General features: G+C 43.3%; 17 protein-coding genes and 3 tRNA genes. 13 read left to right on the top strand and 7 right to left on the bottom strand.

Annotated elements, in window-relative coordinates; genetic code table 11:
- Position 1 precedes the first annotated feature (1 nt).
- The 3 genes from MST16_RS16225 to MST16_RS16235 form a co-directional block, all read right to left on the bottom strand.
- A complete protein-coding gene (locus tag MST16_RS16225) occupies positions 2 to 838 on the bottom strand; it encodes a ParA family protein (protein ID WP_180003554.1) in 837 nt (278 codons plus the stop codon).
- Between the two features lie 63 nt (positions 839 to 901).
- Positions 902 to 1,294, bottom strand: a complete 393-nt coding sequence (locus MST16_RS16230; RefSeq protein ID WP_180010816.1) for a SirB2 family protein — start codon at positions 1,292 to 1,294, stop codon at positions 902 to 904.
- 8 nt (positions 1,295 to 1,302) lie between these two features.
- Entirely contained in the window at positions 1,303 to 1,614 is a 312-nt protein-coding gene (locus tag MST16_RS16235) for a BolA family transcriptional regulator (protein WP_180010818.1), read from the bottom strand.
- Positions 1,615 to 1,855: 241 nt separating this feature from the next.
- Between MST16_RS16235 and MST16_RS16240 the strand changes: the two genes are divergently transcribed.
- From MST16_RS16240 to MST16_RS16250, 3 genes are all read left to right on the top strand, one after another.
- Positions 1,856 to 1,928, top strand: a tRNA-Gly gene (locus MST16_RS16240).
- Positions 1,929 to 1,975: 47 nt separating this feature from the next.
- A tRNA-Gly gene (locus tag MST16_RS16245) sits at positions 1,976 to 2,051 on the top strand.
- A 46-nt stretch (positions 2,052 to 2,097) separates the two neighbouring features.
- Positions 2,098 to 2,173 (top strand) — tRNA-Gly (locus MST16_RS16250).
- 138 nt (positions 2,174 to 2,311) lie between these two features.
- On the opposite strand, the gene MST16_RS16255 is transcribed toward MST16_RS16250, so the two are convergent.
- Positions 2,312 to 4,012: an NAD-dependent malic enzyme gene (locus MST16_RS16255; protein WP_180010820.1), complete on the bottom strand. Its 1,701-nt coding sequence runs from the start codon at positions 4,010 to 4,012 to the stop codon at positions 2,312 to 2,314.
- Between the two features lie 400 nt (positions 4,013 to 4,412).
- On the opposite strand from MST16_RS16255, the gene MST16_RS16260 reads away from it, so the two are divergent.
- Together MST16_RS16260 and MST16_RS16265 are read left to right on the top strand one after the other, a co-directional pair.
- A complete protein-coding gene (locus MST16_RS16260; RefSeq protein WP_180010822.1) occupies positions 4,413 to 5,624 on the top strand; it encodes an iron-containing alcohol dehydrogenase in 1,212 nt (403 codons plus the stop codon).
- A gap of 246 nt (positions 5,625 to 5,870) precedes the next feature.
- Positions 5,871 to 6,833 (top strand): alpha/beta hydrolase, encoded by a 963-nt coding sequence (locus MST16_RS16265; RefSeq protein WP_180010824.1) that lies wholly within the window; start codon positions 5,871 to 5,873, stop codon positions 6,831 to 6,833.
- A 21-nt stretch (positions 6,834 to 6,854) separates the two neighbouring features.
- Here the strand turns inward: MST16_RS16265 and MST16_RS16270 are convergent, their stop codons facing one another.
- On the bottom strand, positions 6,855 to 8,036 hold the full coding sequence (locus MST16_RS16270; RefSeq protein ID WP_078191528.1) for a transcriptional regulator: 1,182 nt from the start codon (positions 8,034 to 8,036) through the stop codon (positions 6,855 to 6,857).
- Between the two features lie 221 nt (positions 8,037 to 8,257).
- Between MST16_RS16270 and MST16_RS16275 the strand changes: the two genes are divergently transcribed.
- The gene (locus tag MST16_RS16275; protein WP_180003560.1) at positions 8,258 to 9,769 is read left to right on the top strand and encodes an aldehyde dehydrogenase family protein; all 1,512 of its coding nucleotides are present in this window, start codon (positions 8,258 to 8,260) and stop codon (positions 9,767 to 9,769) included.
- A 91-nt stretch (positions 9,770 to 9,860) separates the two neighbouring features.
- On the opposite strand, the gene MST16_RS16280 is transcribed toward MST16_RS16275, so the two are convergent.
- Positions 9,861 to 10,454: a 2-hydroxychromene-2-carboxylate isomerase gene (locus MST16_RS16280; protein ID WP_180010826.1), complete on the bottom strand. Its 594-nt coding sequence runs from the start codon at positions 10,452 to 10,454 to the stop codon at positions 9,861 to 9,863.
- A gap of 48 nt (positions 10,455 to 10,502) precedes the next feature.
- Positions 10,503 to 11,246, bottom strand: a complete 744-nt coding sequence (locus MST16_RS16285; protein WP_180003562.1) for an SDR family oxidoreductase — start codon at positions 11,244 to 11,246, stop codon at positions 10,503 to 10,505.
- Between the two features lie 152 nt (positions 11,247 to 11,398).
- On the opposite strand from MST16_RS16285, the gene MST16_RS16290 reads away from it, so the two are divergent.
- The 7 genes from MST16_RS16290 to glmU all read left to right on the top strand — a co-directional run bounded on the left by MST16_RS16290 (position 11,399) and on the right by glmU (position 17,165).
- On the top strand, positions 11,399 to 11,977 hold the full coding sequence (locus tag MST16_RS16290) for a TetR/AcrR family transcriptional regulator (protein WP_180010828.1): 579 nt from the start codon (positions 11,399 to 11,401) through the stop codon (positions 11,975 to 11,977).
- Positions 11,978 to 12,284: 307 nt separating this feature from the next.
- The gene (ribBA, locus tag MST16_RS16295; protein ID WP_078191533.1) at positions 12,285 to 13,406 is read left to right on the top strand and encodes a bifunctional 3,4-dihydroxy-2-butanone-4-phosphate synthase/GTP cyclohydrolase II; all 1,122 of its coding nucleotides are present in this window, start codon (positions 12,285 to 12,287) and stop codon (positions 13,404 to 13,406) included.
- An 11-nt stretch (positions 13,407 to 13,417) separates the two neighbouring features.
- Complete coding sequence (gene ribE / locus MST16_RS16300; protein ID WP_067765591.1) at positions 13,418 to 13,888, top strand: 6,7-dimethyl-8-ribityllumazine synthase; 471 nt, start codon at positions 13,418 to 13,420, stop codon at positions 13,886 to 13,888.
- A 4-nt stretch (positions 13,889 to 13,892) separates the two neighbouring features.
- Positions 13,893 to 14,342 carry a transcription antitermination factor NusB gene (nusB, locus tag MST16_RS16305; protein ID WP_078191534.1) on the top strand — a complete coding sequence of 150 codons (450 nt, stop codon included), beginning with the start codon at positions 13,893 to 13,895 and terminating at the stop codon, positions 14,340 to 14,342.
- A 20-nt stretch (positions 14,343 to 14,362) separates the two neighbouring features.
- Positions 14,363 to 15,280 carry a thiamine-phosphate kinase gene (gene thiL / locus MST16_RS16310; RefSeq protein WP_180010830.1) on the top strand — a complete coding sequence of 306 codons (918 nt, stop codon included), beginning with the start codon at positions 14,363 to 14,365 and terminating at the stop codon, positions 15,278 to 15,280.
- 22 nt (positions 15,281 to 15,302) lie between these two features.
- Positions 15,303 to 15,779, top strand: coding sequence for a phosphatidylglycerophosphatase A (locus MST16_RS16315; RefSeq protein WP_078194116.1), 477 nt, complete (start codon positions 15,303 to 15,305; stop codon positions 15,777 to 15,779).
- A 21-nt stretch (positions 15,780 to 15,800) separates the two neighbouring features.
- Positions 15,801 to 17,165, top strand: a complete 1,365-nt coding sequence (glmU, locus tag MST16_RS16320) for a bifunctional UDP-N-acetylglucosamine diphosphorylase/glucosamine-1-phosphate N-acetyltransferase GlmU (protein ID WP_180010832.1) — start codon at positions 15,801 to 15,803, stop codon at positions 17,163 to 17,165.
- Positions 17,166 to 17,169: the final 4 nt, after the last annotated feature.

Consider the following 17,169-nt stretch of genomic DNA (forward strand, 5'->3'; position numbering starts at 1 on the left):
ACTACTTTTGCTCAATTTCATTGAACAATGATTGATAGGCTTGCGTCAATTTATGATCTGCAGCCAAATGGATTAAAGGTTGATTTTTATGATGCGATTCTTTCATCAGCACTGAAGGCGGTAACATGCTGTCCAATACAGGAAGACCTTCATCTTTGAGTTGTTGTACAACTTCACGCGGCAACTTCGCCTGTGCCTGAAATTGATTGACCACAATGCCTTCAATTTCTAAATGATCATTATGATCATCCTGCGTTTCTAACACATTTTCGATCAGGGTCTGTAAGGCACGTTTTGAAAACACATCGCAGTCAAATGGAATCAGCACGCGATCTGCCGCAATCAACGCAGATAAGGTAAAAAAGTTAAAGGCCGGCGGTGTATCAATAAACACTCGATCATATTGACCGCTCATCTGCTGCAAAGCATCGCGGAGTTTGTAAATTTTATGCTTAGATTCTAAGGCATGTGCCAACGCGCCTAAATTTGGACTGGCAGGAATCACATCTAAGCGTGGATAAGGTGATGCATGCACATAGCTTTCCAAACCTTTGGCACGACCTTTCAAAATCGAACCGATGGCATTTCCCAACAAACCTTTACTTTGTTGTGTCCCCAAGACTTCTTCAAAATAATTTTCAATATTGGGTTCAAGTGCAGGCTTATCTGCCGAATACGTCGCATCATCCCCCAACAAATATTGACTTGAATTGGCTTGAGGGTCGAGGTCAATCACCAAAGTTTTTAAACCTTGGTGCGCGCTTATCGCAGCTAAATTGACCGTAATACTCGATTTCCCCACACCACCTTTTTGGTTAAATACCACACGCGTACGCATTCAAAACCCTCTAATCTTTGTTTTTTTACTCAAGCCTTGAAATCGGCCATGTGGATAAGCCATTTATCCAAAAACTGGTTTAATTATAACCAATGTCATGATGAAAATAAGTGCAACAGCTGCAATAAATAAGCCCGCACGGCGCTGAACCAATAAAACACTGTCATCTTTTTTATACGCTTTAGATAAAGAAGACAGCAACGCTAGAAATAGTACAACTTTGGCATAGAACCATGGCTGCACATCAAAGTTCTTCATAAACAATAAGATAATTCCCGTCACGGCAATTAAAGCCATTGAGCCATGTTGCAATGCAACAAAAAACTTACGACCTGATGGATTCGGTAAATTGCCCTGCGTCCCTTTAAACAGCGTAAAAGCACGAATGAAAATGGCAGCACAGCCTAAAGCCACGCCACACATATGAATGATTTTAATGATTAATTGCGTTTCCATGGTTTACCTTAAGATGACTTAGGTGCATGCGCACATTCAGGGCTAGTGATGTCTTGACCTTTCCATTCTTCGGGTAAAAACGCATGAATGGCCAAGGCATGAATTTGCCCCGGACTGAGTAAATCACCTGCTGCGGCATAGACTTTTTGATGACGTTGCACCAAACGTAAACCTGCAAAAGCCTCACTCACGATCACCGCTTTAAAATGCGACTCTTTACCTGGGAAATAACCACCATGACCTGCGGACTCATTCACCACTTCAAGATGTGTAGGCGCTAATGTCTGTAGACGCTCAATTAATTGCTGTTCTAAACTCAAAACGGCTCTCCCAAATTCAAAAAAGGTTCAACTGGTCTTAGTATAGCCTGTATTTGTTGAAGTTCTTGTGTCGCAAAGTTGCTGAAACCGCCTGAATTGCATGATTTCATCAAAATGGAAGCCTTCGACCTGCAAAAATCTTCCAATTTTCAAACAAATTGTTTTTATTTTATGCAAACGATGCACAGATTTTCATAAAGTTATTGACCTGAAAAATCCTTAATGTATTATACGTGGCTATGCGGGAATAGCTCAGTTGGTAGAGCATAACCTTGCCAAGGTTGGGGTCGGGAGTTCGAGTCTCCTTTCCCGCTCAAAATTTTTTCATTCGGTTTTTTATTTAAAAAATTGGATAGACTCCGCGGGAATAGCTCAGTTGGTAGAGCATAACCTTGCCAAGGTTGGGGTCGGGAGTTCGAGTCTCCTTTCCCGCTCCAAATTTTTTTCGATTCAGTTTTTTAGTAAAAAAACAGGATAGACTCCGCGGGAATAGCTCAGTTGGTAGAGCATAACCTTGCCAAGGTTGGGGTCGGGAGTTCGAGTCTCCTTTCCCGCTCCAAATTCAAAAAGCCCTCATCGAAAGATGGGGGCTTTTTTATCTATCGCTTACACCAATCAAAATCAATCTATATTTATTCAGTATGTGGAACATGGTTTGAGTCAGGTTCCACAAATATGAATAAAAATTAAAATTGCGTTAATAGGTCACACGGACATAATCACGATATTCAGGTTTCCAGAAATTCGCTTCAATCGCATGTTCGAGCACTTCAATGCTGACATTTGGCGCAACACCATCAGCAATCGCAGCTAATGCCACTTTCAATGCGATTTTCTTCGAAATATCCTGTAAATAATCCAAACTTGGCAATAAATCGGCATTTGGATCTGCCAATTTTGGTGAACAGTCTGCCAACGCCGTACTCGATGCCATCAGCATATTTTCCGTCACACGTTTCGCCCCAGATGCAATCACACCCAGTCCAATCCCCGGGAAAATATAGGAGTTATTGCACTGTGAAATATGATGAATCTTGCCGTGATAATTCACTGGTGCAAATGGACTACCAGTCGCAATCAGAGCCTTACCTTTGGTCCACTCGATAATATCTGCAGGCACCGCTTCGACACGCGATGTTGGATTAGACAGTGGCAACACAATAGGCTGTTCACAATTCGCAGCCATCGTTTCAATGACCTCTTGGCTAAACAGTCCCGGTTGTCCCGAAACCCCAATCAATACAGTCGGTTTGGCATGTGTAACTACATCCAAGAGTGAAATAACCGAATCTGCATTTGCCCAATGAGCAACGTTATCTGGTGCTTGTGCAAGTTTGCGTTGGAAATCTAAAAGATTCGGCTGATTTTCAGTAATTAAACCAAAGCGATCGACCATAAACACCCGCGCACGCGCTTGAGCATCGGTTAAACCTTCCGCCACCATTTGCTTGATGATCTGTTCTGCAATCCCACAACCTGCTGAACCCGCCCCTAAGAAGGTGACGATTTGATCTTTGAGCTGTTTACCTGCTGCGCGTGATGCTGCTATTAAACTTCCGACAGACACTGCTGCTGTCCCTTGAATATCGTCATTGAAGCAGCAAATTTTATCGCGATATTTTTCCAGTAAAGGCATCGCATTTTTTTGTGCAAAGTCTTCAAATTGAATCAGCGCTTTAGGCCAACGTTGTTGTATGGCTTTAATCACGTCATCGACAAATTGATAATATTCTTCACCGCTGATACGAGGCTGACTCCATCCCATATAAATCGGGTCATTCAACAGCTGTTGGTTATTGGTTCCGACATCTAAAGTAATCGGCAATGTATAAGCTGGACTGATCCCACCACATGCGGTGTACAGCGACAACTTACCAATTGGAATCCCCATCCCGCCAATGCCTTGGTCACCAAGTCCAAGAATACGTTCACCGTCCGTAATAACGATCACTTTCACGTTCTTTTTATTCACGTTATGAATAATTTGGTCAATATGATCACGGTCAGGATATGAAATAAAAATCCCACGATGACGACGGTAAATATCTGAAAAGCGCTGACAAGCTTCACCCACTGTTGGTGTATAGATGATCGGCATCATCTCACTAAGGTGGTTTTCAATTAAGTGATAGAACAATGTTTCATTGGTATCTTGAATATTGCGCAGGTAAATATGCTTATTGATATCACTATTAAATGCACAATATTGTTGATAAGAACGCTGACTTTGTTCTTCAATGCTTTCTGTTACGTGTGGAATCAAACCGTGTAAATTAAAGCTCTTACGTTCATCTTCATTAAACGCAGAACCTTTATTTAAAAGTGGGAGTTCTAAAAGTGTATTTCCGGCATAAGGAATATATAAAGGTCGTTTCGTTTTCAAATTTTCACTGGGCATTATTTAACTCGTTTAATTAATCTTTTGTTTCGCACTGCAAAAAGCGAAATGCACAAAAGTGACTATCTCGTTATTTGTTATAGCCTATCCTGATTCGAGCGCTTTGGGGCATTTAGTAAATTGATAGTAGTTTTAGTTAGATTTTATAATCTGATAACTCGATCATGCATCCAATCATCGCAACGCCTATTTTGGCTTAAACATATACGACTTTTAGCGAATTTTAGAAAATAGCAAAAATAATTAATGATTAAATTTCAGTCAATTAAATAAACTCAATACAAAGCCCTAAATTTGGTAGGTCTTTGGTAGGTGTGAATTTAAAACATCCCTCGCAATACTCAGTTTAGGTGAGTATCACCCATAACAAATGACAATGAATGGTAGAAGGAATCGCACCATGGCTTTTAAAAATATTGCAGATCAAACAAACGGTTTTTACATCCCTTGTGTTTCACTTTTTGGCCCCGGCTGTGCTAAAGAAATTGGTGCAAAAGCGCAAAATCTTGGCGCAAAGAAAGCGCTTATCGTGACCGATGCCGGTCTTTACAAATTTGGTGTGGCAGACACCATTGCCTCATATTTAACTGAAGCTGGCGTAGAAAGTCATATATTCCCGGGCGCAGAACCCAACCCAACTGACACCAACGTACATAGCGGTGTAGATGCCTACAATGACAATGGCTGTGATTTTATTGTCTCTCTCGGTGGCGGCTCTTCTCATGACTGTGCCAAAGGCATTGGCTTAGTCACTGCGGGTGGTGGCCATATTCGTGACTATGAAGGCATCGATAAAAGCACAGTCCCAATGACCCCGCTGATTGCGATTAATACCACCGCAGGTACGGCATCAGAAATGACCCGTTTCTGTATTATTACCAATACCGACACCCACGTTAAAATGGCGATTGTCGATTGGCGTTGTACCCCACTTATCGCTATTGATGACCCGAAACTGATGATTGCGAAACCTGCGGCGCTCACTGCAGCAACCGGTATGGATGCATTAACACATGCGGTCGAAGCTTATGTTTCTACAGCAGCCAATCCTATTACCGATGCTTGTGCTGAAAAGGCCATTGCAATGATCAGTGAATGGCTCAGCCCTGCCGTAGCCAATGGCGAAAACCTAGAAGCACGTGATGCGATGAGCTATGCACAGTACTTAGCAGGGATGGCATTTAACAATGCATCTTTAGGTTATGTTCACGCAATGGCACACCAACTGGGTGGCTTCTACAACTTGCCACATGGCGTATGTAATGCCGTGCTGCTACCACACGTTTGCGAATTTAACCTGATCGCCTGCCCTGACCGCTATGCACGTATCGCACAGCTCATGGGTGTGCCAACCGACGGTTTAACGGTGACTGAAGCGGCTTATGCAGCGATTGCAGCAATCCGTGAACTCTCTGCTTCGATTGGCATTCCATCGAGCCTTTCTGAACTTGGTGTGAAAGAACAAGACCTCAGCATCATGTCTGAAAATGCGCAAAAAGATGCCTGTATGCTCACCAACCCACGTAAAGCGAATCATGCTCAAGTGGTTGATATTTTCAAGGCAGCGCTTAAAGCCAATGCTTCTGTGGTCGACTTCAAAGCGGCTGTTTAAGTTAAGCCCTCAAAGGTCTTCATGTTTAAGTGACCTAAGTGCCTACATTACCCTTTGAGTCTGGTGATGTAGGCTCAACTGAATCCATTTCACTTTTTATTTCAGGGAAGCGACTCTAGATTGGTCGTTTTCATACTGAGGTCACTCTTTTTTAGTTCGCATAACAGCATCGATTATTCATTTGACAAAAGCTCATGGCTCATCAAGGATAAAGTATAATGTCCAATAATATTGATGAGTATAATAATGAGCCATTCACATATTCAGTATCAGCCTGACATTTTGGGCGCAGGCTATGAACAAGCCACGCTGACCTTCCCGGATGATTATGAAGGCCCAGTGGTTGCCACACTGGTTCGCAAAAAAGCCACAGCTCCCACCTCCAAAGCGGTGCTCTATATCCATGGCTTTATCGATTATTTTTTCCAAACTGAAATGGCCGAACGCTTCAATCAGCACGGTTTCGACTTTTATGCCTTAGATTTAAGAAAATATGGTCGCTCAATCCGCCCGCATCAAAAATACTATAATGTGCATGCACTGTCTGAATACGATGCCGAAATAGATCAAGCCCTAACGATCATTGCAGATGAAGGTCATGATGCCTTACTGCTTTGTGGTCATTCAACCGGTGGATTAACCACCACTTTGTATGCGGCACATCATCAAAATCATCCTTTAATTCAAGCCCTTTGGGTTAACAGCCCATTTTATGATTTCAACATGAATCCAGTGAAACGCGCACTGGGTATTCCACAGCTGAGTAAATTGGCAAAAACCTTTCCCAATTTAAAATTTCCGAGTGAACTGAATAAATGGTACACCGCCAGCTTACACCATGAACTCAAGGGTGAATGGGACTTCAATTTAGACTGGAAAAAGACCCGCTATCCAATGGTGTATTTAAGTTTCGTGCGGACAATTTATGAGGCTCAAAAAGAGATTCATCGAGGTATCAGCCTAGATGTACCGGTCTTGGTCATGCACTCGCATCAAACTAAAAATCCCAAAAAATGGGGTAAAGCAGCGCAGACCAGTGATGTGATTTTAGGTGTAAAAGACATCCAAAAATATGCCAAGAAAATTCAGGGCGATGTCACCATTCAAAGCATACACAATGGCTTGCATGATTTAGTGCTTTCGGAAAAAACCGCGCGTGAACAAGTCTATACCCAGCTCTTTGAATGGCTGGCCAATAAAGGCCTTTAATAGCCTGTATGATGTTGCGACTTACTGTTTTAATTTCAACAAGGTCTGATGTACGGGATGCGATCTCGGCATCAGCTCAATCAGGCGTTCAACCGCATCGATAGCTTCAGGGAAACGCGCGACATGTTTGAGTAGAACATCCGTTTCCTTGGCATTAAAAATCGCTTGGCTCAATCGTGACTCAAGACAATCACGCCATGCCCCTAAAAAAGGACTTTCGGTTTTGGCCAAGAAAACCCCTGAACATAGTTTCAACGCCGAATCGAGATAACCAGCATCTAAGGCTTGCTCGGCTTGCAAAAAATCGGCTTCGACTTGTGCCAATAGACGGTAAGGACGTGAGCCTAACATGCCGCCCAAAATATCGCGTAGCTGAGACATTTCTGCTTTTAAAGTCCCGACGCTCACCTTACGTTCACCATATAAGGCTTGATGCAAAGTATCTAAGGTCATGCCTTGCGGACATAGCGCCAAGATGGTCAAAATTTCAATTTGCCGTGGGGTCAGCACCATCACTTTGCCATTAAATAACACTTGCGGCACAGCAAAGGCCCGAATGTACAAATGCTGTTTTTGAAAATCGAGTAAAGCCGATTGAATAATCGAAGCGCAGCGTTCAGCCGCAAGTAGCCCTAAACTATTGTGGTTTTTCCACACGGTGGATAAATCAACCACGCCCAAAATTTGCTGCGTGTGTGGATCGATAATTGGTGCTGCATAGCAGACCCATTCATGTACAGACGGCATATAATGTTCATTTGAAAACACACAACTCGACTGTTGGGTTTTTAGAGACAACGCTAAAGCATTGGTTCCGACCAATTCTTCGCGCCATTGCCCACCTGCAATAAAATGCACACTTTCCGCAGCACTTTGCATTTGCCGACTCGACGCACTCCAAATAATCGTGCTACCCACATCACCCACGGCAAGTACCATCGACGACTGTTCGGCAATGTGTTTTAAATCTTCGGCACAATGTTGCAACGCATGATGCAATGCCGACTGTTGTTGACTTTGAGGGCTTAAATTTACCAAAGGCGCAGCACTCCGATTTTCCGGAATTTCCGCCTGCGCCGATCGCTGCCAAGAACTCGCAATGCTCTCATTCAATTGCGAAGTTTGCTGCTTTGACAGACTCATGCCCTGCCTTAACCGTTCGACATTCTGTCGTTTTTCAGATAAATCCTTCTGTATCATCATTCATTATTCTCACAACAATTCATGACTAAAAATCCGTTTCCTGGCTTTTGTTTTTAAGACTGAAAAAAAATATTGTAAACCTTCTTGTCTCCAACCTTTTTCCAACCTTATACAGGCTATGCTAATCAAATAATGTACAAAAGTACCTTATACCAAAGCTGTAGATTGCCACAGATGGGCAGCCCAACAAGATCATAATAAACAAGCAAAGGAAAATTCATATGCGTTATGTCGATCCTAATCAACCCGGTTCAAAAGTTCAGTTTAAAGCTCAGTATGAAAACCTGATTGGTGGCCAATGGGTCGCGCCAGTGAAAGGTGAATACTTTGAAAATATCTCCCCTGTAGACGGTAAAGTTTTTACCAAAGTGCCACGTTCTTCTGCTGAAGATATTGAATTGGCTTTGGATGCAGCGCATAAAGCCAAAGCCCAATGGAACGCCTCTTCCCCAACCACACGCTCAAATATTTTATTAAAAATTGCCGATCGACTTGAAGAAAACCTAGAGCTCCTTGCGGTCGCAGAAACCTGGGACAACGGTAAACCGATTCGTGAAACCTTAGCCGCTGATATTCCACTCTGTATCGATCACTTCCGTTATTTTGCCGGCTGTATCCGTGCCCAAGAAGGCGGCATTTCTGAAATTGATGAAAATACCATTGCTTACCATTTCCATGAGCCACTTGGTGTGGTCGGACAAATTATTCCGTGGAATTTCCCAATCTTAATGGCAGCTTGGAAACTAGCTCCAGCATTGGCTGCGGGTAACTGCATCGTGTTGAAACCTGCGGAGCAAACACCTGTCAGCATCTTGGTCTTGGCTGAACTCATTCAAGACCTACTCCCACCGGGCGTGCTGAATATTGTGAATGGTTATGGTGTTGAAGTCGGTCGTCCATTGGCGACCAATCCACGCATCTCAAAAATCGCCTTCACAGGTTCAACCGCTGTGGGTCAAATGATCATGCAATATGCCACTGAAAATATCATTCCTGTGACATTGGAACTCGGTGGTAAATCACCGAACATTTTCTTTGAAGACATCATGGACAAAGACGATGAATTCTTAGATAAAACGCTCGAAGGTTTTGCCATGTTTGCGCTGAACCAAGGTGAAATCTGTACCTGTCCTTCACGTGCATTGGTACAAGAAAGCATTGCTGATCGATTCTTGGAAATGGCAGTAGAACGTGTGAAACGTATTAAGACGGGTCATCCACTCGATACCGATACCATGATTGGTGCACAGGCATCGCAAGAGCAGCAAGACAAAATCTTGGGCTGTATCGCGACAGGTAAAAATGAAGGTGCACAGCTCATTACTGGTGGTGACCCACGAAATGAAGTCGGTACAGGTTTCTATATTGAACCAACCATTTTCAAAGGCACCAATGACATGAAGATTTTCCAAGAAGAAATCTTCGGCCCTGTGCTTTCAGTAGCAACCTTTAAAGACTTTGATGATGCCATTAAAATTGCCAATGACACGATTTATGGTCTAGGTGCAGGGGTTTGGTCGCGTTCAGCGCATACTTCATATCGTGCGGGTCGTGCTATTCAGGCAGGTCGTGTATGGACCAACTGTTATCATATCTACCCTGCACACGCAGCATTCGGTGGCTACAAAAAATCAGGGATCGGCCGGGAAAACCACAAAATGATGCTTGATCATTATCAACAAACCAAAAACTTGTTGGTGAGCTATAACACCAAACCAATGGGCTTCTTCTAAATCTTGATTTGATCCAGACCATAAAAAAGCGAACCGAGGTTCGCTTTTTTATTTCAATTTTTGAATGGATCTAGGCATGTATCACCAAGCGTTACTGCGCTTGTAACGCATCCTCTACGAAATGTAGATGATCCACACCCCAATACAGCTCATCATTCACAAACCAACTCGGTGCGCCAAAAACACCTCGTTCAATGGCTTCTTCGGTCACCACTTTCAGCTCAGATTTGACTTTTTCATCATCCAACCACTGTTTCACTTGTTCTGCATCTAACCCCAGTTCTTGCATGAGTTGAATGAAGATGGTGAGATCATTTAAATTACGGGGTTGCCCAAACATGGCATCAAAAATACCCGTCGCCACTTGTACGAAGTTTTCAGGCTGAAACAGCTGAACGGCTGTGAGTAAGCGCATCAATTGTAAGGTATTGATTGGAAAATAAGGATTCATCTGTACGGGTATCTGCCATAGCTTTGCCCAACGTTGAAGATCAATCATGGAATAACGTGCCTTCGCAGGTACCGCCATCGGGCTACTATTGCCTGTGGCTTTAAACACCCCACCGAGTAGCATCGGCTTCCAGATCAGCTCTGCTTGATACTGCTGTGCAATCTGTTGAATGCGATGAAAACCGATATAGCTATATGGGCTGCCGACATCAAAATAAAATTCAATGACTTTCATTTTTTCGTCCTTTTTTTGCTTATTTTCCTAATATTTTTAAATCAGTGCTTACCAGCGTTCCATCCACGGTCGCAGATCTAATTCATGCGTCCATGCATCTCGTGGTTGCTGTGAGAGATGCCAATAATTTTCTGCAATATGTACTGGATTTAAAATACCATCTTGCGCTTTTTTCACGTACAAATCGGGAAAAGTATCTTTAATAAAGTCGGTATCAATCGCCCCATCAACCACCACATGCGCCACATGAATATTTCTAGGCCCAAGTTCACGCGCCATGCTTTGTGCCAAGGCACGAAGCGCATGTTTTGCGCCAGCAAAAGCGGCAAAGCCTGCGGCACCACGAACCCCAGCCGTCGCACCCGTAAAAATAATTGTGCCAGATTCACGGCTCACCATGCGCTTCGCCACTTCCCGACCCGTTAAAAATGCCGAGAAACATGCCATTTCCCAAATCTTGAAATATTTACGTGCGGTTTCTTCCAAAATACTACAAGGGACGTTGGCACCAATATTAAAGACCATCACCTCAATCGGGCCAATATTTGATTCGATATGCTCGATGAGTTCAATCACTTGCTCTTCTTTTCGAGCATCAGAAGCAAAACCATAGGCTTTACCACCCAGTTGTTCAATCTCATCAATTAAAGGCTGTAATTTGTCTGCATTCCGACGTGTCATACAGGCAATATAACCCTCTCGCGCAAAACGCTTGGCAATTTCACCACCAGTTGCATCACCTGCACCAATCACTAAAGCGACTTTTGACGAAGTCCGATTGAGTTGTTGCATAGTCTCACTCCATTGCTGTTTTATTTTTATTCCATGCTCATTTTATTTAAGCGTCGGTTTTAAACCACACATTATTAAATAACGATCGTTACTATAACGAATACTATGTTATGGTTAATTTATCGTCAATCTTATTTTCAAGGGTGTTGCAGATGCGCTACAAACCCGAATACAAACAAAAAAAACGCCAAGAACTTTTAACCATCAGCGGACAAATTGCGAAAAAAGACGGCTTTGCCGCAACAGGTGTGGATGGTTTCATGAAAGCCGCCGGCGTCACCAGTGGCGCCTTTTACTCACATTTTTCGTCTAAACAAGAGCTACTTAAAGCCTTAATTGAACATGAGTTACAACACAGTTTTGATATGTGGCAAAACAATCCACATGATAATGCGCAAGATTGGATTGAATTTGAGCTTGACCGCTATTTAACCCCTGCACATGTTCAGCATCCCGAGCAAGGTTGTTCACTCCCCACGCTTGCGAGTGAAATAGCGCGTGCAGATGACACGATTAAACAGGCCTATGAAAAGGAATTACTGCGCGGTCATGCTTTATTTAGCGCACATTTGGCGAGTGAAGAAAAAGCTTGGGCCATCATCTGCCAACTTGCCGGTGCCATTTTAATTGCGCGTGCAGCCGCAGATCCACATTTGCAAAAAACTATTTTAAACGCCAATAAGATGATGATTCGGCAATATTTAGAGAGTCATGTGGCTGCATCAACGTGATTGATTTTTATGTGACAGTTCATGGAGTTAAAGACTGACAGTTTTCCGACAAACTGTTCATCTCTTTCATTTGAATTATTTAAAATCTGTATAAGCTTACCCATTTTTATGCTTTTCAAGTGTTTAAAGATTAAGCATAAATGGCACAATTCAAATAAAGTCCTCTTTTCAAGGTTCTGACGACTGTGTATAACAATGAGCCATTAAAGGAAAATGATAAGCATAGGCAAAGAACGCAAAAAAACGTTAGACTATGCAACAATCAATGCAAGTAAATGTCATTCGAGACAAAAAAAGGTGAAGATTGATGCCGCTCAATACTGTTGAAGAGCTTGTAGCTGATATTCGTGCAGGTAAAATGGTCATCCTCATGGATGATGAAGATCGTGAAAATGAAGGCGACCTTGTTATCGCTGCGACCCACGTACGCCCTGAAGATATCAACTTCATGATTACGCATGCGCGTGGTCTTGTGTGCTTAACGCTCAGTAAAGAGCGTTGCCAACAGTTAAATCTACCACTCATGGTTGATGCCAATGGTGCACAGCACGGTACCAACTTTACCTTGTCGATTGAAGCAGCAAATGGCATTTCAACAGGCATCTCACCTGCAGAACGTGCACACACCATTCAAACAGCGGTGGCTGCACATGCTAAACCGGCTGATATCGTACAGCCAGGCCATATTTTCCCGCTGATGGCACAGCCTGGTGGTGTCCTTCACCGTGCAGGTCATACTGAAGCCGGTTGTGATTTATCGCGTTTAGCAGGTCTTGAACCAGCTTCGGTGATTTGTGAAATCATCAATGAAGACGGCACCATGGCACGTCGCCCTGATCTTGAAGTTTTTGCTGAAAAGCATGGCTTAAAAATGGGGACGATTGCGGACTTAATTCACTACCGCATGACCAATGAGCAAACCGTTGAGCGCATTGATCAACAAACGTTAGATACTGAATATGGTACTTTTGAATTGTTCCGTTACCGTGAAATTGGTAACCCAGACATTCATTTGGCACTGGTTAAAGGCGAACCGAAACAAGGCGTAACCACAGTCCGTGTACATGGTTTCAGCCCGGTTCGTGACTTATTAAAACTCAATAAACAAGATGGCGCTCCGGCGTGGAATCTCGATAAAGCACTCAAAGAAATCGCATCCAGCGATCGTGGTGTTTTAGTGTGGATCGGTCAGCGTCATTTACAGGACTTAGGCCCTGCTTTAGAAAATTTAACTGCACCGAAAAATGTTAAATCCAATGCGGCACTGTCTCAGCAGTATCAAACCATTGGTGTCGGCGCACAAATTTTACGTGATTTAGGCGTGGAAAAAATGAAGCTACTCAGCTCGCCACTACGCTTTAATGCACTATCAGGTTTTAACTTAGAAGTGGTGGAATACATCACCGCAAATCAAACATCAGAGAAATAATCGAGGTTGCTATGGCAGTTCGCCGTATTGAAGGTATGTTACATCTCGCGAACGAAGACCGTTATGCGATTTTAGTTGGTCGTTTTAATAGCTTTGTTGTTGAACATTTGCTAGAAGGTGCCGTTGATACATTGAAACGTCATGGCGTATCAGAGGATAATATCACTGTTGTTCATGCACCGGGTGCTTGGGAACTTCCTGTGGTTGCGAAGAAACTTGCAGCTTCAGATCGTTTCGATGCCATCATCGCGCTTGGCGCAGTGATTCGTGGTAGCACGCCTCACTTCGATTTTGTTGCTGGCGAATGTGCCAAAGGTTTAGGCGTTGTTGGTCTAGACACTGGCTTACCAGTAATTAATGGTGTATTGACTACGGATAGTATTGAACAAGCGATTGAACGCTCAGGTACAAAAGCAGGCAATAAAGGTAGTGAAGCTGCCTTGACTGCTATTGAAATGGTTAACTTGTTAAAGGCTATTTAACGCTATGTCGCAAACACTTCAAGCAACTTATGCAGCAAAACGTAAAGCACGTCGCTTTGCTGTACAAGGAATTTATGAATGGCAAATGAGCCGCAATCCTGTCCATGAGATTGAAGCACGTACACGTGTGGATAATGCCATGCACAAGGTCGACCTCGGCTATTACCACGAGTTATTGACCGAGGTTGTTGCCAATCATGAAGCATTGGATGCGCTTTTAATCCCTGTACTCGATCGTGAAGTGGACGCTTTAGATGGTGTTGAACTTGCAACACTTCGTCTTGGTGCATATGAACTCAAAGAACATCTTGAGATTCCATATCGCGTCGTGTTAGATGAAGCGATCGAGTTAGCTAAACATTTTGGCGGTGCAGACAGCCATAAATACATCAATGGTGTATTGGATCGTTTAGCGACTACATTGCGTGCAGCAGAAAAACAACAAGCTAATTAATTTTTTAAGTAGTACGTTGTATGGCTGAGTTCTCGATCATTGATACCTATTTTAATCGTCAGAATATTAATTCTGTCGATTTAGGGGTCGGTGATGACTCAGCCTTGCTCACCCCTCCTCCACAGCAACAATTGGTCATCTGTGCCGATACACTGGTTGCTGGGCGTCACTTCCCCCTCGACACAAACCCACATGCCATCGGCTGGAAATCTGTTGCCGTCAATCTCTCTGATATTGCTGCAATGGGCGCCAAACCACACAGTATTTTATTGGCATTGAGCCTACCCCAAATTGATCATGACTGGCTCAAAGGCTTTAGTCAGGGTTTATATGATTGTTGCGATCAATTTGGTGTGAGTTTAATTGGTGGCGATACCACACAAAGTCCTCATCTGACGATTTCAGTCACAGCACTCGGCTGGGTAGAATCAGGACAAGCTGTCCCACGTTCAGGTGCCCAAGTCGGTGATTATATCTGCGTCAGCGGACAAGTCGGTGACGCAGCATTTGGCTTAAACCATTTAGGTCATCGCTTACAGCACCGTTTAGATTATCCCACACCCCGTTGCTTACTGGGCCAACAGCTCAAAGGCTTAGCCAACAGTATGATTGATGTCTCTGATGGGCTCGCACAAGATTTAGGACATATCCTCGCTGCTTCACATGTCGGTGCAGAAATTGAATTAGATCAACTTCCTATCGATCCCGATGTAAAACAATTACAACAAGAAAAGCAGTGGCAATACGCCCTCGCGGGTGGAGATGACTATGAGTTATGCTTTACAATAAGTCCGCAGAATTATAAAAAACTTCTGCAACTAAAATTAGATGTAAACATTAGTAAAATCGGTCAAATCACCCCAAATTTGGGAATCCGTTATAACAACCACGGTGTGGACCAAGTCATAAAATTTAAGGGATACCAGCATTTTGCATAAGCCAGCCATTAACTTTAAATCCATGTCTTGGTTTAACCGAGTCATCGCCTTTTGTGGCGTGGGATTTGGCTCGGGTCTTGCACCCAAAGCACCGGGCACCTTTGGCTCTGCTTTTGCTTTGTTGTTTATTCCAGGTTGGCTTGCAATCGGCTTTTTCAACTCCATTATAGTCATGATCATCATGTCGATTATTGGGATCTATATTTGCGGTCAAACCGCCAAAGTCATGGGTGTTCATGATGATGGCCGCATCGTATGGGATGAATTTGCCGGTCAGTCCATTACCTTCCTCCCAATTTTATATCTTGGGCAAATGAGCTGGACTTGGGCATTGATTGGTTTTGCTTTATTCCGTTTATTTGATGTCTGGAAACCGTGGCCAATTCGTGTCATTGACCGTCAAGTCGGTGGTGGCTTTGGCATCATGTTTGACGACATCATTGCAGGTCTTTGGGCCGCGCTTTGCATCTGTATTTATTTTTATATTTTGTCTATGTAATAGAAACACCTAGGATTAAACATGTCTACTAGCGTTATTATTCTTGCTGCAGGTAAAGGGACACGTATGCGTTCTCGTTTACCCAAAGTATTACAACCACTCGCAGGACAACCCCTACTTGGCCATGTCATCAACACGGCGAAAAAACTAAATGCAGAAGAAATAATTACCATTTATGGGCATGGCGGTGAATTGGTTCAAAACGCGTTTGCACATGAAAATGTCAAATGGGTTGAACAAGCAGAACAATTGGGTACAGGCCATGCAGTCAAAGTGACTCTGCCTGTCCTAGCAAAAACTGGGATTTCTTTGATTCTCTCAGGTGATGTGCCTTGTATCACTGAAGCAACATTACAAAAACTATTAGATGCATCTGCTCAAACAGGTATTGGCTTAGTAACCCTAACGGTTAATGATGCGACTGGTTATGGTCGTATTGTACGTGAAAATGGCAAAATTCAAGCCATTGTTGAACACAAAGATGCCTCTGAAGAACAACGTAAAATCAAAGAATTTAATACCGGTATTTATGCCGTAAGTAATGCCAAATTACATGAATGGTTGCCAAAATTAAGCAACAACAATGCGCAAGGTGAATATTACCTGACCGATATCGTTGCTATGGCAATTGCTGACGGTCTCGAAGTGGCATCTGTTGAGCCAGAACGCGCTTTCGAAGTGGAAGGTGTCAATGACCGTGTACAGTTAGCTGCACTTGAACGTGAATTTCAAGTATTCCAAGCTAAACAACTGATGCAACAAGGCGTTCACCTGATTGATCCTGCACGTTTCGACTTACGTGGTACATTGACTGTTGGTCAAGATGTCCGTATCGATATCAACGTGATTATTGAAGGTGATGTTGAACTCGGTGATAACGTAGAAATTGGTGCAGGTTGTATCATTAAAAACACCAAGATTGCGGCAGGTACTAAAGTTCAACCATATAGCGTTTTTGACAGCGCCATTGTTGGTGAAGAAGCTCAAATCGGTCCATTTGCACGTTTACGCCCAGGCGCAAAATTGGCCAATGAAGTGCATATTGGTAACTTTGTTGAAGTTAAAAATACCACTGTCGGCTTAGGCTCAAAAGCCAACCACTTTACCTATTTAGGTGATGCAGAAGTCGGTGCAGGTTCAAACATTGGCGCAGGCACCATTACCTGCAACTATGATGGCGCAAACAAATTTAAAACCATTATCGGTGACTCAGCCTTTATCGGCTCAAATAGCTCATTAGTCGCTCCTGTCACCATTGGTCATGGTGCAACAGTGGGTGCTGGCTCAACCATTACACGTGACGTGGCAGACAATAGCCTTGCGGTAGAACGTTCGAAGCAATTTGCCAAAGAAAACTATCAACGTCCACAAAAATTGAAGAAATAAGAGG

Source organism: Acinetobacter sp. YH16040_T, assembly GCF_024605785.1.
Lineage (GTDB): Bacteria > Pseudomonadota > Gammaproteobacteria > Pseudomonadales > Moraxellaceae > Acinetobacter > Acinetobacter amyesii.

Coding starts and splice junctions, on each gene's coding strand:
- MST16_RS16225 (WP_180003554.1), bottom strand. CDS start 838: ATGCGTACGCGTGTGGTATTTAACCAAAAAGGTGGTGTGGGGAAATCG.
- MST16_RS16230 (WP_180010816.1), bottom strand. CDS start 1,294: ATGGAAACGCAATTAATCATTAAAATCATTCATATGTGTGGCGTGGCT.
- MST16_RS16255 (WP_180010820.1), bottom strand. CDS start 4,012: ATGCCCAGTGAAAATTTGAAAACGAAACGACCTTTATATATTCCTTAT.
- MST16_RS16260 (WP_180010822.1), top strand. CDS start 4,413: ATGGCTTTTAAAAATATTGCAGATCAAACAAACGGTTTTTACATCCCT.
- MST16_RS16265 (WP_180010824.1), top strand. CDS start 5,871: ATGAGCCATTCACATATTCAGTATCAGCCTGACATTTTGGGCGCAGGC.
- MST16_RS16270 (WP_078191528.1), bottom strand. CDS start 8,036: ATGATGATACAGAAGGATTTATCTGAAAAACGACAGAATGTCGAACGG.
- MST16_RS16275 (WP_180003560.1), top strand. CDS start 8,258: ATGCGTTATGTCGATCCTAATCAACCCGGTTCAAAAGTTCAGTTTAAA.
- MST16_RS16280 (WP_180010826.1), bottom strand. CDS start 10,454: ATGAAAGTCATTGAATTTTATTTTGATGTCGGCAGCCCATATAGCTAT.
- MST16_RS16285 (WP_180003562.1), bottom strand. CDS start 11,246: ATGCAACAACTCAATCGGACTTCGTCAAAAGTCGCTTTAGTGATTGGT.
- MST16_RS16290 (WP_180010828.1), top strand. CDS start 11,399: ATGCGCTACAAACCCGAATACAAACAAAAAAAACGCCAAGAACTTTTA.
- ribBA (WP_078191533.1), top strand. CDS start 12,285: ATGCCGCTCAATACTGTTGAAGAGCTTGTAGCTGATATTCGTGCAGGT.
- ribE (WP_067765591.1), top strand. CDS start 13,418: ATGGCAGTTCGCCGTATTGAAGGTATGTTACATCTCGCGAACGAAGAC.
- nusB (WP_078191534.1), top strand. CDS start 13,893: ATGTCGCAAACACTTCAAGCAACTTATGCAGCAAAACGTAAAGCACGT.
- thiL (WP_180010830.1), top strand. CDS start 14,363: ATGGCTGAGTTCTCGATCATTGATACCTATTTTAATCGTCAGAATATT.
- MST16_RS16315 (WP_078194116.1), top strand. CDS start 15,303: ATGTCTTGGTTTAACCGAGTCATCGCCTTTTGTGGCGTGGGATTTGGC.
- glmU (WP_180010832.1), top strand. CDS start 15,801: ATGTCTACTAGCGTTATTATTCTTGCTGCAGGTAAAGGGACACGTATG.